We start from the raw sequence: 14,674 nt of genomic DNA, 5'->3' as shown, positions 1-14,674 counted from the left end.
TCCCGCCCGCCATGCCGGCGGGCCCCACTGAAAGGAAAAGCCATGAACAAGAGCTATACGCTGGTCTGGAACCAGGCCACAGGCTGTTGGAACGTCGCAAGCGAAGGTACCCGTCGGCGCAGCAAGAGCGGACGCGGCAAGGCGCTCGTAGTCGCCGGAGCGTCACTGCTCGGCCTGTTCTGCCAGGCCCCCGCCTTCGCCCTGCCCAGCGGCGCCACGGTCGTTTCAGGCGATGCCGGATTCCAGACATCCACCGATGGCCGGCATATGGTCATCGACCAGCAGAGCCACAAGCTGATCACTAATTGGAACGAGTTCAGCGTCCGTGCCGATGAGCGGGTCAGCTTCCACCAGCCGGGCCAGGACGCCGTCGCCCTGAACCGGGTGATCGGCCGCAACGGCAGCGATATCCAGGGGCGGATAGATGCCAACGGCAAGGTCTTCCTGGTCAATCCCAACGGCGTGGTCTTCGGCAAGTCCGCCCAGGTCAACGTAGGCGGCCTGGTGGCTTCCACCCTGGACCTGGCCGACAGGGACTTCCTCGCCGGCAACTACCAGTTCTCCGGCGACTCCGGCGCAACCGTAAGCAATGCCGGCAGCCTGAAAGCCAGCGAAGGCGGCAGCATCGCCCTGCTGGGCGCCCGGGTCAGCAACGACGGCGTGATCCAGGCGCAACTCGGCGCCGTGGCCCTGGGCGCAGGCCAGGGCATCAACCTCAATTTCGACGGCGACGGCCTGCTCAACCTGCAGGTGGACAAGGGCTCGGTCGACGCTCTTGCACACAACGGCGGCCTCATCCGCGCCGATGGCGGCCAGGTGCTGATGAGCGCCCGCAGCGCCGACAGCCTGCTCAAGACCGTCGTCAACAACCAGGGCACTCTCGAGGCCAGGACGCTACGCAGCGCGGAAGGACGCATCGTCCTCGACGGCGGCGAACAGGGTACCGTGCGGGTGGCCGGCAAGCAGGACGCCAGCGCCATCGGCGGAGGCAATGGCGGCCTGGTGCTGAACCAGGGCGCGAACGTCGAGATACAGCGAACCGCGCAGGTGGACACCCATGCCGACCAGGGCGCAACCGGCACCTGGAGGATTCTCTCGCATGAGGTCAGCGTAGCCGCTGTCGGCCAGGCAAACGCTGCCGGTGATGGTTCCGGCCAGGTCCATGTAGCGCAGGGCCCAGCCGGGGCCAATGCGTCCGATAGTAACGGCGTGACCATCGTTCAGCAGCAGCCGGCCGTCGACCTCGCCGCCGGCGCCAACGGTACCTCCGCAGTGCAGAGCCAGAGCGGCGCCAACATCGGCTCGGGCGCAAGTGGCATCAGCGTCGTGCAAAGCCAGAATGGCGCCAATATCGGCGCCGGCGCGAGTGGCATCAGCGTCGTGCAGAGCCAGAACAGCCCCAATATCGGCTCGGGCGTCAATGGCGTGACTGTCGTGCAGAGCCAGAACGGTGCCAATATCGGTTCGGGCGCAAGTGGCATCACCGTTGTGCAAAGCCAGAATGGCGCAAATATCGGTTCAGGCGCGAGTGGCATCAGCGTCGTGCAGAGCCAGAGCGGCCCCAGCATCGGCTCGGGCGTCAATGGCGTCACAATCGTGCAGAGCCAGAGCGGTGCCAACATCGGCCCCGGCGTCAGCGGAATCGATGTCGTCCAGACCCAGACCCTCCCCAACCTGAGCCCAGGCGCCAATGGATCCAGCATCGTCCAGGTCCAGACACTACCCGATATCGCCGCCGACGCCGGCAATGTGCATGTCGTCCAGGTCCAGACCGGCGGTAACAAGGTCTTCGGCAATTCCGCCACCAACGTCAGGTCACGTACCGTTCAGGCCCGGAGCAGCGAGAATGTCGGTTCCGGCCTGGCGAATCCAAGCAGCGCGGGAAAGGGCCCGACGCTGCATGCCGATACCCTGGCCCGCAACCTTTCCACAAGCAACGTCGAAGTGGTCGCCACCCGGGGCAACGCGCATGTCGGCGCGCCGCTGTCCTGGGACAGCGGCAACGGCCTGACGCTAACCGCCGAGCGCGGGGACCTCAGGATCAATGGCGCGCTGACGGCCCAGGGGGAAAACGCCAGCCTTACTCTCAATGCCGGGCAGCGCCCTCTCCGTATCGACGACAGCCTCTCTCTCACCGGCCAGGGAGCCCGGGTCGAATTCAATTCGGACAAGGGTTATGCCCTCGCCGAAGGCGCCCGGATCACCCTGTCCGGAAAGAACGCAGGATTCCGCGCCAATGGGCGGGACTACAGCGTGATCCAGGACCTGCAGCAGTTGCGCGGCATAGATAGGGACCTGGGCGGCAGCTATGTCCTCGGCAATCGAATCGCAGGCGGCCATTCCAGCTTCCTGTCGATAGGCAACGCCAGCGCCTTCGGCGGTACCTTCGACGGCCTGGGCAACACCATCGATAATCTTGCCGTCTACGGCACCGGTGCCTACTCCGGCCTGTTCAGCGTCAACCGGGGCACCCTTCGCAACCTGAACCTGGAACGCATTTCCGCCGATGGAGCACGGGCCACCCACTACAACGTCCAGGTCGGTAGCCTGGCCGCCGCCAACCTCGGTCGCATCGACAATGTGAACGCCAGCGACATCCGTATCGCCGCGGCCTCGAAGCTGAACAGCCTCGGCGGGCTGGTCGCGCTGAACCTGGGCAGCATCGACAACGCCAGCGCCAGCGGCACGCTGGTCGGCAACGGCCACACCTATGCTCTGGGCGGACTCGCAGCCGAAAACATCAGCACAGCCAGGGGCGTGGCCAGCATCTCCAACAGCCGGGCCGATTTTGCCATCTCCGGCCAGTTGAAGGACCATGCCAGCCACTACGGCGCGGGGGGCCTGGTAGGCAGGAACCGCGGCGGCCTCATCCGCAGCAGCGGCAGCCAGGGAACGCTGTCGCTGAGCGGTCACGGGATGAACCTGGGAGGACTGGTCGGATACAGCTCCGCTGGCGGACTGGCGGACGTATCCGCCTCCGTCGACGTCTCAGGCAACGGACAGCACGGCCTGTACGGAGGGCTCATCGGCCTCAACGTAAACAGTGGTATCGCCCACGCCACGGCCAGCGGCAAGGTCCGGGGCACAGACGCGGAAGCACTGGGCGGGCTGATCGGCCGGAACCTGAACGCGGCCATCACCAACGCCAGCGCCCATGGCGACGTCGTCCTGCAAGCCGGTCGCTACCTGGGAGGCCTGATCGGCCACAACCAGGCAGGCAACCTGGCCGACGTCAGTGCCAGCGGCAACCTGAGCGGTGGGTCGCTGCTCCAGGCCGGCGGCCTGATCGGTCTCAACGCCAATGCCTCGCTGGTCAATGCCTCCGCCAAGGGTAACGTCGCTACCCGCGGAGCAGAAGCGGTTGGCGGTCTGCTCGGCGAAAACCTGTACGGCTCCATCATCAACGGTTCCGCCAGTGGCGAAGTCACCGACGGCAGCGGCAAAACCCTGGGTGGCCTGATAGGGTCCAACCTCGGCGGCAATCATTCCAACCTGAAGGCCTCCGGGTGGGTAAACGCAGGGGCGAACAGTGACGTGGGAGGGCTGATCGGCCACAACCGGGGCGGCAACCACAGCACCCTGGCCGCATCCGGCAATGTCACCGGGGGCAAGGGCAGTCGCGTCGGCGGACTCGTCGGCTACAACGATGCCGCCTCGCTGACGAACGTCTCGGCTTCGGGCAACGTCAGCGCCAACGGTTCCAGGGCCATCGGCGGGTTGCTCGGCAGCGATCTGCGAGGCTCGCTGATGCTCGCCAGTAGCCATGGGACGGTAATCGACATGACCGGCCACAATCTGGGAGGACTGCTCGGCCGCGGCGAAAATACCTCGATCCGCTCCGCCAACGCCACCGGCGCGGTCACCGGGGGCGGCGGCGCCAGTGTCGGCGGGCTGGTCGGCTCCCTGGAAGGCTGGCGGGCTCTCGTCCTGGGGGCCTCGGCCAGCGGCGATGCGAGGGCGGGATACGACAGCTATATCGGCGGGCTGGCAGGCTTCAGCACCGGCACCATCAGGGGCGCCTCCGCTTCCGGCAAGGTCGGAGGCTCGGGCCTGCTGGGCGGCCTGGTCGCCTGGAACCAGGGGAATGTCATGGGTTCTTCGGCCAGCGGCAGGCTGGAGCCGCAAATCCCCAACCAGATCCATGGCGGACTGATCGGCATCAATTTTGGCTGGCAGTCCTGGAACTCGGTATACGGGGCTGCGGCGGCCGTTCCCATGATAGGTCGCCACTACAACCTGTGAATCGATCCTCCCGGTACCCGTACCGGGAGGCTTCCTGTTCGATGGAGCGGCCGGGCCTCAGGGCCCGCCGCCTCCAGACGCTCGATGGAATGCCATGCTGGAAGGCCAGGCGTCGGGAGAAACTGGGCTGGAAGAGCGGACCATCCTCCTTCCCACAGGCCAGCATTCGGAAAGTAATGGCACAGAAACGAAAAAGCCCACCTTTGCAGGTGGGCTTTTTCGTCTTGAATATGGTGGGTCGTGTAGGATTCGAACCTACGACCAATTGGTTAAAAGACAATTGGCCTAGGTCTCTCTAGGAAGGGTTTTAAAGCCCCGTACCGATTTAGCTGAGCAGCCTCTAATGACCCCATTAGAGGCTATCTCAATGAAAGCGACTTCGGTTGTATCCACCAAGGGTGGTGTAGGGAAATCCACCACCGCCGCCAACCTCGGTGCATTTTGCGCCGATGCTGGCCTGAAGACCCTCCTCATCGACCTGGACCCTGTCCAGCCCTCCCTATCTTCGTACTACGAGCTTCCTGAAGTCGCCCAGGGCGGCATCTACGACCTGCTCGCCGCCAACATAACTGACCCAGCGAGGATCATCTCCAGGACGATTATCCCCAACCTGGACGTCGTGATTTCCAACGACCAGAACAACCAGCTCAACAACCTACTGCTCCAGGCGCCCGATGGCCGGCTCCGGCTGGCAAACCTCATGCCGTCCCTGAAACAGGGCTACGACCTAGTGCTGATCGACACCCAAGGTGCGCGCTCCGCTTTACTAGAAATGGTCGTGCTCGCATCGGATCTGGTTGTTTCCCCCCTGCAGCCCAACATGCTCACTGCCCGCGAGTTCAACCGCGGCACCATGCAAATGCTCGATGGACTGCGTCCCTACGAGCGCCTCGGCATGCGGATCCCCTCGGTTCAGATCGTCATCAACTGCCTGGACCAGACCAATGACTCCCGGGCGATTCACGAGAATGTGCGCGCCATCTTCGATGAGCATCAGGACATTTCTGTGCTCGAAACGACTGTCCCGGATGCCGTCGTGTTTCGCAACGCAGCATCGCGCGGGCTACCAGCGCACCGCCTCGAAACGCGGCAACCCTCCAATCGCACATCAGCGCCCGCGCTGGAAATCATCCGTAACCTGGCCATCGAGGTCTTTCCCGAGTGGACTGACCGCTTCCTCGCGCTGACGCCGGAGGCGGTAGCAGCACTGGTCAAGGGAGGGCGCTGACATGGCGAAGCCTCCTATCACCCAAGCCCGCGACGTCGACGCGGAACTTGTGCTGCAACTGAACAAGTTCGGCAGCGCCGCCGACCTTCGGAGCCAACAGGCCAAGTTGACCGGCGCTGCGCGAGAAATACGCAAGCTGACTGGTGGCGGTACCGACCTGTTCGGGAAGCTGGGTTGCTACTTGAGCTTCGAGCAAAAGCAGCTCCTACAAGACGCTGCGCGCTTGCTCGACTCGGTGAACCAGCAGGTCGAGCATGCGAAGGAAAAGCGTGATCGCGACGAGAAACAGGCCAAGAAGCGGCGTGAGCTGCGCGGGCGCCTGGCCAAGCAACTGGTCGACTCGAACTACCCGCTTCCGGGAAATACGCTCGAAGAGCGGCTGGAAATCCTGCAGATCGCGTTGATCTACAACCGGGCCAAGGTGTTCGATCCCCTGTACTCCACGCACCAGCTCCACTCAAAACTCAAACGCTGGCTGGAGCGTCCCAAGCACCTCATCGGGTGGCGCAGTGAAGCCGAGTATTTCGCTAGTCAGGTGGGGAGCCTGCGATGTGACTTCATTAGCCATCTGACTAACGAAATCGCCTACGACGATGGCAGTGAAGTCGAGGAGCGCCTGCGCGTCATCAAGCAGAAGACCGCACAGATCGCTCTGACCAGCGAGGAGCAGGAAACCCTTCGGCTCTGGAAAGACGCTCTGCAATCGGCTCCGGAGGGCTCCATATGAACCTCCAGAACCGCAACAACCTCCTCCTGAGCTTGATCGCCGAGACCCAGTTCGACGCCTACGTGCAAGGCTACATGGCCAAAGCAGGCGCTGCCGCCGGTGCTTCCGAGAATCTGCAAATCGAGGCTGAAGGTGCTGCGATGTTGCAGGGTCTGGTCGCTCCCATTCGCGATCAGCAGCGTGCCTCTGGACAGCCCCTGCAGAACGCCCTGCTCCAAATCGCCCACGACCTACTGTTGCAGACGAAGTCGCAACTGGCCATCGCGGCCAATGCCAGCTCGATCCACGTGATCCAGCGGGACATGAACAGGGCTATCTGGAATATCGCGACTGCCATCGATCACCTGGCCGAGTTCGCCCAACCCTCCCAGGACACCGTGAAGGTCATCGAGCGGCTGATGCTCTTCGTCGGCAGCTCGCCTAGCCCGGAAGGCCAGCAACTGGCCGCAGAGGCAAGTGCAGTGCTTGGCATGAGCGAGGGGGGCCTGGCATGAAGCCTATGATTCAAGCCCACCTGGTCGAGCGCGACCAGTTCGGCTTCTGGACCCATCCGAACTATCCGGACCTGGCCGACAACTGCTCTTCCAGCGAGGCGCAGGAAACTCTGCGCCGGCTTGGACTGGAGTTGCAGAACGTCTTCATGGAGTCGGATGCGCCTCGCCTCTACAACTCTGCCCGTTCGGACCAACGATACAGCGAGTGGATCCCAACGCGGCCCGAAGGCGCCGGTTGGTTCGTGCTGTCGATCCACGATACCGATAACGGCCCGGTGTGTCAGTACGTGCGACCGCTCGGAGAGCACCTGAGTCCAATCGGTCTCGATGCGGCAGCAGAACAGCATGAGCGCCTGCTCAGCGAGGCTTGTGCCAAGGCCTTGAATCAGCGCGACGTCGCCCAGGCCAGGGTCGCGGAGCTGGAGCACGTCCTGCGGGTAGTGGTCAACGCTGCCGACCATGGCTCATGGCCGACCACGGTGATGCATGGCATCGAGAAGGTGCGTGAAGTTCTCGCAGGCTCAGCCCCGCCCGCCAAGGCTCAGCACAGCGTGCCTGATGGCTACCGCCTGGTCCGCCTCGAACACTTCGCCGCCATCAAGGCGCAGCTCGATCCTGAGCAGGTCGACGCGTACCGGGGCCGGAACATCTACGACGAAGACAAGGTGTACGCGAACTGGAACAAATGCCGCTCGGCACTCGACGAGATAAAGGATGTGTTTCAGCAGATCGATTGGGACACCGAAAACGAGCTGGCCGACCTGCTCGCCGCCGGCTCCTCCCAAGCTAAGCCCAGCACCGACGACGGGCAGGGAGGCAGGCCATGAGTGACCCCAAGCTCAAGCCCTGCCCGCTCTGCAGCAGCACGAACATTCGAATGCTGGAACCCGAGCTGCTCGACACCGATGCCTGGAACTGTGCCATTGAATGCCAGGACTGCCAGGTTCACATCGGGCCGTCCTACTGCGAGCCAGACCCGGTAACAGCGAGGTATTCAGCACAGGTCGACTGGAACAGGCGCCCAAGCGCAAAAAGCCACGCGGACGAGCGTGAGCAGTTCTTGATGGCCAACCTGCTCGCCGCCCTGGAGGTCGCACTGGGCAACGTAGCAGCCCTGGCTATTGTCGACCGGGTACGGCAGGTCGCAGACCGAATTTACCCAACTTCAAACCTCTCCCCTGTTCCGCAGGCCTGGCTCGATGTACAGGCCGAGCGCCGGCGCCAGATCACCGTCGAAGGCTTCGATACCAGCAACGACGACGCTAGCGCTGGCCAGATCGCCCAGGCAGCCGGCTGCTACGCACTCCATGCCGGCGGCATCGGCACCGACTGGCCGGGCGGCATTCGGAATGGCTCTGCACTGTTCTGGCCCTGGGACGAAGAGTGGTGGAAGCCTAAGTCGGCGCGCGAGAACCTGGTACGCGCCGGCGCCCTGGTGCTAGCCGAGATCGAGCGCCTGGACCGCTCCGCCACCGAGCAGGGCTCAACCTGCTGCAAGGGGGGCGCGTAATGGACAAGCAAAAAGTCCTTGCCAAGGTCGAGAAGCTGATGGCCCTTGCGAATGCCAAGGGGGCCACGCCGAACGAGGCGGAAACCGCATTGCGCCAGGCCGCGATCCTGAAGCGCCAGTTCGACCTCAGCGATGCGGAGATCTCGGCCCACACGGTGGAGACCGCGTGCGTTCCCACTCGAACCAGGCGCTCTCCTGCCCCATGGCTGCATGAACTGGCCGGGATCTGCGCCAGTTCCTTCGGCTGCGACTACCTGGCGGCATACGCGATGCCAGCGGGCTGGACGTTCAAGTTCATGGGCCGAGGGATCGGCCCTGAGCTAGCCGCTCACGCCTACTCTACGCTCCACCACCAACTGGTGGCGGCGCGCTCGGCTCATGTCGCTCAACAGAAGCGCTGCAAGCTGTCGACCAAGCGCCGTCGCAGCAAGCTCTTCGTCGAAGGCTGGCTTCTCGCAGTGCGTTCGCTGGTACGTGACTTTGCTGGCAGGCCGGACGAGTCGACTCAAGCAGCCATCAAGGCCTACCTCGAACTACACCATCCGGCGTTGAAGTACCTGGAGCCGGCGGCGCTTACGAAGGCCCTTGCCTATGACCAGGCCTCGCTGCAAGCAGGCTGGGAGCACGGCAAAAACACTCGCCTGCACCGCGGCGTCAGCCGGCGAGTTCAGGGCGCGCTCGAGCAGGGAGGTTCCCGATGACTCGCTCTGCTCTCTCGACCATCGCCTACGAGGCCCTGGTGCGTGCCCGCCGCAAATTCAGCAACCGAGAGGAGCGCTGCATCCGCGAAACTTGGACCGCCGAACAGGAACTGGTGCTGCTGCGCCTGTATCCGGATATGCCGAACGAGGTCCTGGCAGCCAGGTTGAACAAAACGCTCCAGCAGATCTGCTCCAGAGCGTATCGGATACCGGCTATCCCCCCCCGGGACTGGAAGGGCATCCACATCCTGCTCTGGGAAGAACACTTCGGCCCCATCCCAACCGGCCATTGCGTCTGCTTCAAGGACAACAACAAGCAGAACGTCGTCATCGACAACCTGGAGCTCATCACCCGGGCCGAACGCATGCGCCGCAACTCCATCCATCGCTATCCACCTGAGCTGAAGAGCGCAATCCGCGTCATCAGCAAGCTCAAGCGCACCATTCAGGAGGTCGAGCATGAAGAACAAGATTGAGGATCTGCGGAATCACCTCTTTGCCACCATCGAAGGGTTGCTTGACGAAGACAAGCCCCTGGATATCGAGCGCGCGAAAGCGGTGGCTCATGTGGGTTCGGTGATCATCGAGTCCGCCAAGGTGGAAGTGAAAGCGCTGGAGATCATCGGCTCCCCGGACGGCAGCGGAAGCACGTTTCTGCAGATCAGCCGGGAGGACTCGAAGTGAGTGTTCTGGAACTTACGCCGCCGCACTCCGTCGAGGCGGAGCAAGGGGTACTCGGCGGCCTGATGCTGGACAACGCGGCATGGGACATTGTCGGCGATCAGTTGCAGAAGGAGGACTTCTTCCGGCATGAGCATCGGCTGATTTTCACCGCCATCAGCGAGTTGGCCGCGAAGGACGCCCCGTTTGACGTCGTGACGGTGTCGGAAGCGATCGAAGACCTTCCAGAAGCCGGCGGGCTGGCCTACCTCGGCCAGCTCGCTGACAACACGCCCTCCGTGGCCAATATCGAGGCTTACGCGCAGATCGTTCGCGATCGGGCGCACCTGAGGCTCTTGATGTCTCTCGGGCACCACTGCACCAGAACCGCCTCGAACCACCAGGCGAATCCCTGTGAGGTTCAGGAGGAGATCGAGCAGAAGCTGTTCGCCCTCGGCCAAGATCAGCACAAGTCCGACTTTGTCGATATCAACAAGGGCCTCGCGAGGATCGTCGACACCATCGATTACCGCTTCAACAACAACGTGACGGTAACGGGGGTCCCGACAGGCCTGAAGGATCTCGACGAGCTCACCGGCGGACTACAGAAGTCGGATCTCATCATCGTCGGTGCCCGTCCCTCGATGGGCAAAACGTCGTTTGCCCTCAACCTTATCGACGCCGCGCTGCAGAGCGACCAACAGAAGTCTGTCCAGGTTTACAGCATGGAAATGCCGGCAGAGCAGCTGCTGTTCAGGCTGGCCGCCCTGCTTGGCCATCTGGACCTTGGCAAGCTGATGAAAGGCCAACTGCAAGAGGAGGATTGGCCCCGGCTGTCTGTCGCGATCAAGCGCATAAACGAATATGGCAGCCGCCTGGTCATCAACGACCAGGGCAACCTCTCGCCGACGGAGCTACGTGCCAAAGTACGCCGTGCGGCCAGGAAGTACGGCCATCCCGTGCTGATCTTGGTCGACTACCTACAACTGATGCGCTGCCCAGGCCTGGAAAACCGAGCCACCGAGATCTCGGAGATATCCCGCTCGCTGAAAGCACTGGCCAAGGAGATGGATTGCCCCGTCGTGGCCCTGTCCCAGCTCAATCGCAGCCTGGAGAACCGGCCGAACAAGCGACCGAACAACGCAGACCTGCGTGAGAGCGGCGCAATCGAGCAGGACGCGGACGTGATCATGTTCGTGTACCGCGACGAGGTCTACCACCCCAACACCGAGGCCAAGGGCATCGCCGAAATCATCATCGGCAAGTACCGCAACGGCCCGATCGGCACCGTCCGCGCCGCCTTCATCGCCAACCAGACCCGCTTCGCCGACCTTGCACCAACTTGGCAGGGAGCTCTTGCATGAGCCCCTTCATTGAACTTCCGATCTCTCGCCGGCGGGAGCCGGCAAGGAGTCTAGTCATGCGTGACCAGCAGCCCGCTAACAATCTCCTTTCGATAGCGAGCGCCGAATGGATACAAGCCTTGCAGAACTTCTGCCACCACGGACGAGTGTATGACGGGTCCGCCGCCAATGCCTGGCTATTGGATGCCTGCCTACTTGTTCCCAGCGCTGCCCTCATCCACGGTGTCATCGAGTACGTTCTTAACAGCCGTGAGGACATACCATACGGAGGGCTACGCCCAAGCTGGGTGGCTCAGCGGCTCGAGCAGGAGGGATTGATTAGTCACCGGTGCGGGGCAGTCTTGCACTGGCAGGAGCACGGCTATCGCTTTTCCACGGTGGTCAGGATCGACCCCGAACAGATTTGGCCCGATAAGCGCTCGAGACCCGAAGCATTCGTTACCGGACCACTAGATAGCCAGGAGCTTGGGGTAATTGAAATCCTGGCGCATCCGAACGCCAGACGTCGTAGTCCGTCCCCGGTGCGCCTGGCAGCACTGGTTCGATCTTCGCTAGCCATACCTGCTGAGCCTCTTCATCCCATTGCAAATCCGCCAGTTCTTCATGCAGTGCTAGCCACCTATCCCGAATTGGCATCTCCCGAATGGTTTCCAGTGGCCAGGAGTAGCGACGCATGAGCGCATACTCAATGGCATCCATGCCCCATAGCCTCCAGCCTTTGTCACGTGCCAGTGAGTTACCAAGGGTACACAGCACAAAGACTTGGCTTATCCATTGCGCTCTGGCCATCGTCATAGGCAATCCGTCCCCCTTTGGTGAGTCAGGAACGCATGCCTGGATCTGGATAAGCATCTCGTCGTATCCAAAGCGGTATTCGTTCTTCATGCCGGACCTCCTGTGGTCTGGGTGGGTTTGTTTGGCGACGCCAACCTTACCACCGGATGCGTCCGGCTCCCTTTTAGCAGCGACCGTCACGCCTTCAGCGCTACCGGTCCTGCAATCTCATTTTTCATCTCATCTTCCGCTGCCAGTTGCCGGCCCACGCCGGCAAGGAGTCCACGCATGAACGCTTCCCAGCACCTGGTCACCCACGAGTGCATGAATTGCGGTCAGCACCACCCTCTCCACCTGGTGCGCCAAATCCTCCCCGCAGAGAACACCCCGGAAGGTGAAGCTGAGGTCTTGGTCTGCCCCTGCTGCGGGAGCTACGACTTCCATCAGTTGGAGGCTGTCCGTGATGAACACTGAAACCCGTTTTCCGAGCATCCACGCCTCGGCCGCGTTCACCGACTCGGCGGTGGTTCATGCCAATCACGTTGGGGTCAACCCGATCGAGCTGGACGCCCTCAGCCAAGTGATCTCGCGCCTTTCTCAGGACGAGAGCACGGTCGCACCCAGCTCGATGGAGAGAGAGCTTCGTGAGCTGGAGGAACTGGGGTACATCGAAATCTCGACCACTCAGGCCGGGACCCTGGTGGTCACTACGCGCGCTCCGGGGCAACTGCTTTCGGCTTACTTCTGGTCGGTATGGATCCCGCGACACCTGTTCAGTTGCTCGCTGAAAGTGAGCCTGGTGCCGCACCTCTGCTGCGGCACTCAGGACTCCCAGCACCTCACCGCCGTGTTCCGCATTGCAGGCAGCAAGGACGCCGCGCGTGAGTTCCTGCATCAGTTGGCCAACAACTATCCCGGGCATGAGCCGGAGTTGCCCGAACTGGTGGCCGTTCAGGTCGGTGATGCACTCAGCAAGGAGGCCGAATCATGAAGGCATCCCAGACCTATCAGTGCATCGTCAAGTTCGATGGCGCCGGTTTCTGGACCAATACCATTCAGAAGCAGCGTGCGACCTGCACCTGGAGCGACAGGGTGGCAGCCTCCCGCCTTGCCGAACGATTGTTTGGCGAGGACAACGCATACATCACCCGTATGCCGGCACAGGCAGGCGACCACGAAAAGCGCATCGAGAGCCGCTGGTCGCTGTCCTGTAGAAATCCCAAGGAGGTAGCGCACGATGCCTGACGTCACTGCCTACCGGCCGCTCGAGCACTTCCAGAAAGTCGAGCTGATGCTTGAGCTCAAGTTGCGTGAAGGTCCTTCGTGGATCTGTCTGAACTGCGGCTATCACCTGGATGGCAGCGGCGCACAGCCCTGCCCTGACTGCGGAAAGTCGCGCTACTGGACCAGCGGTTGGAGTGTAGGTCGTGGCCATCGCTTCTCGGCAGCAAGGGAAGAGTGGGAAAACCGCCTCAGGACACGGTCGCGGTCACCTATCGCGTCAACGGCACCAGTAGCAACTGACGACGTATGCACTCAACTGCACACAGAGGTCCGCATGCTGCGTTCCGCGCATGACGACCTGGCCTGCAGCCGGCAGAGCGATCGTCGCAGCCTTCAGGCGCTGGTGAAACGTCTCCTGGATGCCGCCGCCACCGATAGCCTTCCCCGCTCCCTTGCAGAGATGGAGACCTGGCTGCAGCTCAACAGCGAGGAGACCACGAATGCGTAGTTTCCTTCGCGGCGCCCGAGAAAGCGTTCGACGGCTGGTGGCCTTCGCTCAAGCAGAAGGCTGGAGCGTCGACCGCTCCGCAGGCGGCCACTTGAAGCTCAGCAAGATCGGCTGCGCCTCGATCTTCATTTCTTCCACGCCAAGCGACGCACGCGGCGAGCTCAATGCCCGCGCCCTGCTCCGTCGAGCCAACAGGCAGCATTCCCTGAACCAGGAGTCTTTCTGATGCCTATCAAACACGCCATCGTCCACCTGATCGAGAAGAAGCCCGACGGCACCCCGGCCGTGCTCCACGCGCGCGACGCCGAGCTGGGCGACTCCCAGGCCATCGAGAACCTGCTGGCCGACCTCAACGAAAGCTACAACGCCAAGAACAAGGCCTGGGGCTTCTTCCAGGGCGAGTCCGGGGCCTACCCGTTCAGCGGCTGGCTCGGCGAGTACCTGGAGGGCGACCGCGACTTCGTCGGCTTCAGCCGCGAAGCGGTCGAGCACCTGCAAAAGCTGATGGAGGAGTCCAATCTCTCCACCGGCGGCCACGTCCTGTTCGCCCACTACCAGCAAGGCATGACCGACTACCTGGCGATCGCCCTGCTGCACCACAGCGAAGGCGTGGCGGTGAACGAGTCGCTGGAGGTCACCCCGTCGCGCCACCTGGACCTCGGCCAGTTGCACCTGGCCGCGCGGATCAACATTTCCGAATGGCGCAACAACAAGCAGTCGAAGCAGTACATCTCGTTCATCAAGGGCAAGGGCGGGAAGAAGGTCTCCGACTATTTCCGCGACTTCATCGGCTGCCAGGAAGGGGTGGATTCGCCGAGCGAGACGCGCACCCTGCTGAAAGCCTTCAGCGATTTCGTGGAAAGCGAGGACATGGCCGAGGAACAGGCCCGCGAGAAGACCGAGACGCTGGTCGACTACGCCACCTCGCAGGCGCGCATCGGCGAGCCGATGACCCTCGACGCGCTTTCGGAACTGATGGACGACCAGCAACCGCGGGCGTTCTACGACTACATCCGTAACAAGGACTACGGCCTGTCGCCGGAAATCCCGGCGGACAAGCGCACCCTCAACCAGTTCTGCCGCTTCACCGGCCGCGCCGAAGGCCTGTCGATCAGCTTCGAGGCGCACTTGCTGGGATCCAGAATCGAGTACGACGAGGAGCGCGACACGCTGCGGATCAGCAGGCTCCCCACTCAACTCCGCGACCAGCTCAAGCGGCGCAAGGCCCAAATTGGAGAATGA

17 protein-coding genes are annotated in these 14,674 nt (G+C 62.7%); 16 read left to right on the top strand and 1 reads right to left on the bottom strand.

The window, feature by feature from the left end:
* Positions 1-42: 42 nt before the first annotated feature.
* The 10 genes from tpsA4 (at position 43) to dnaB (ending at position 10,926) form a co-directional block, all read left to right on the top strand.
* Complete coding sequence (gene tpsA4, locus FOC67_RS02385; protein ID WP_009315894.1) at positions 43-4,242, top strand: two-partner secretion system exoprotein TpsA4; 4,200 nt, start codon at positions 43-45, stop codon at positions 4,240-4,242.
* A 367-nt stretch (positions 4,243-4,609) separates the two neighbouring features.
* Entirely contained in the window at positions 4,610-5,470 is an 861-nt protein-coding gene (locus FOC67_RS02380) for a ParA family protein (RefSeq protein WP_003158180.1), read from the top strand.
* A gap of 1 nt (position 5,471) precedes the next feature.
* On the top strand, positions 5,472-6,197 hold the full coding sequence (locus FOC67_RS02375; protein ID WP_009315893.1) for a hypothetical protein: 726 nt from the start codon (positions 5,472-5,474) through the stop codon (positions 6,195-6,197).
* Positions 6,194-6,691, top strand: coding sequence for a hypothetical protein (locus tag FOC67_RS02370; protein WP_009315892.1), 498 nt, complete (start codon positions 6,194-6,196; stop codon positions 6,689-6,691). The genes FOC67_RS02375 and FOC67_RS02370 overlap by 4 nt, the downstream gene beginning before the upstream one ends.
* A gap of 5 nt (positions 6,692-6,696) precedes the next feature.
* Positions 6,697-7,518 carry a hypothetical protein gene (locus FOC67_RS02365; RefSeq protein WP_174707760.1) on the top strand — a complete coding sequence of 274 codons (822 nt, stop codon included), beginning with the start codon at positions 6,697-6,699 and terminating at the stop codon, positions 7,516-7,518.
* Positions 7,515-8,201: a hypothetical protein gene (locus FOC67_RS02360; RefSeq protein WP_003122071.1), complete on the top strand. Its 687-nt coding sequence runs from the start codon at positions 7,515-7,517 to the stop codon at positions 8,199-8,201. The genes FOC67_RS02365 and FOC67_RS02360 overlap by 4 nt, the downstream gene beginning before the upstream one ends.
* Positions 8,201-8,902: a DUF2786 domain-containing protein gene (locus FOC67_RS02355; protein WP_009315890.1), complete on the top strand. Its 702-nt coding sequence runs from the start codon at positions 8,201-8,203 to the stop codon at positions 8,900-8,902. Before FOC67_RS02360 ends, FOC67_RS02355 begins: the two co-directional genes overlap by 1 nt.
* The gene (locus tag FOC67_RS02350; protein WP_009315889.1) at positions 8,899-9,378 is read left to right on the top strand and encodes an HNH endonuclease signature motif containing protein; all 480 of its coding nucleotides are present in this window, start codon (positions 8,899-8,901) and stop codon (positions 9,376-9,378) included. The genes FOC67_RS02355 and FOC67_RS02350 overlap by 4 nt, the downstream gene beginning before the upstream one ends.
* On the top strand, positions 9,362-9,586 hold the full coding sequence (locus FOC67_RS02345) for a hypothetical protein (RefSeq protein WP_009315888.1): 225 nt from the start codon (positions 9,362-9,364) through the stop codon (positions 9,584-9,586). Before FOC67_RS02350 ends, FOC67_RS02345 begins: the two co-directional genes overlap by 17 nt.
* Positions 9,583-10,926 carry a replicative DNA helicase gene (gene dnaB, locus FOC67_RS02340; protein ID WP_009315887.1) on the top strand — a complete coding sequence of 448 codons (1,344 nt, stop codon included), beginning with the start codon at positions 9,583-9,585 and terminating at the stop codon, positions 10,924-10,926. Before FOC67_RS02345 ends, dnaB begins: the two co-directional genes overlap by 4 nt.
* 438 nt (positions 10,927-11,364) lie before the next feature.
* On the opposite strand, the gene FOC67_RS02335 is transcribed toward dnaB, so the two are convergent.
* A complete protein-coding gene (locus FOC67_RS02335) occupies positions 11,365-11,811 on the bottom strand; it encodes a hypothetical protein (protein ID WP_031627734.1) in 447 nt (148 codons plus the stop codon).
* A gap of 177 nt (positions 11,812-11,988) precedes the next feature.
* On the opposite strand from FOC67_RS02335, the gene FOC67_RS02330 reads away from it, so the two are divergent.
* The 6 genes from FOC67_RS02330 to yejK are packed head-to-tail and all read left to right on the top strand — an operon-like array spanning position 11,989 to position 14,674.
* On the top strand, positions 11,989-12,174 hold the full coding sequence (locus FOC67_RS02330) for a hypothetical protein (RefSeq protein WP_009315885.1): 186 nt from the start codon (positions 11,989-11,991) through the stop codon (positions 12,172-12,174).
* Positions 12,164-12,691, top strand: coding sequence for a hypothetical protein (locus FOC67_RS02325; protein WP_009315883.1), 528 nt, complete (start codon positions 12,164-12,166; stop codon positions 12,689-12,691). The genes FOC67_RS02330 and FOC67_RS02325 overlap by 11 nt, the downstream gene beginning before the upstream one ends.
* A complete protein-coding gene (locus FOC67_RS02320; protein ID WP_009315881.1) occupies positions 12,688-12,945 on the top strand; it encodes a hypothetical protein in 258 nt (85 codons plus the stop codon). Before FOC67_RS02325 ends, FOC67_RS02320 begins: the two co-directional genes overlap by 4 nt.
* Positions 12,938-13,432: a hypothetical protein gene (locus tag FOC67_RS02315; protein ID WP_159068403.1), complete on the top strand. Its 495-nt coding sequence runs from the start codon at positions 12,938-12,940 to the stop codon at positions 13,430-13,432. Before FOC67_RS02320 ends, FOC67_RS02315 begins: the two co-directional genes overlap by 8 nt.
* Positions 13,425-13,658 (top strand): hypothetical protein, encoded by a 234-nt coding sequence (locus FOC67_RS02310; RefSeq protein WP_009315877.1) that lies wholly within the window; start codon positions 13,425-13,427, stop codon positions 13,656-13,658. Before FOC67_RS02315 ends, FOC67_RS02310 begins: the two co-directional genes overlap by 8 nt.
* Complete coding sequence (gene yejK / locus FOC67_RS02305) at positions 13,658-14,674, top strand: nucleoid-associated protein YejK (RefSeq protein ID WP_174707705.1); 1,017 nt, start codon at positions 13,658-13,660, stop codon at positions 14,672-14,674. Before FOC67_RS02310 ends, yejK begins: the two co-directional genes overlap by 1 nt.

The organism is Pseudomonas sp. FDAARGOS_761, assembly GCF_013343155.1.
Classification (GTDB): Bacteria; Pseudomonadota; Gammaproteobacteria; order Pseudomonadales; family Pseudomonadaceae; genus Pseudomonas; species Pseudomonas aeruginosa.
Note: the sequence above shows the minus strand (reverse complement) of the source record. Positions and strands in the feature narration are given on the sequence as shown.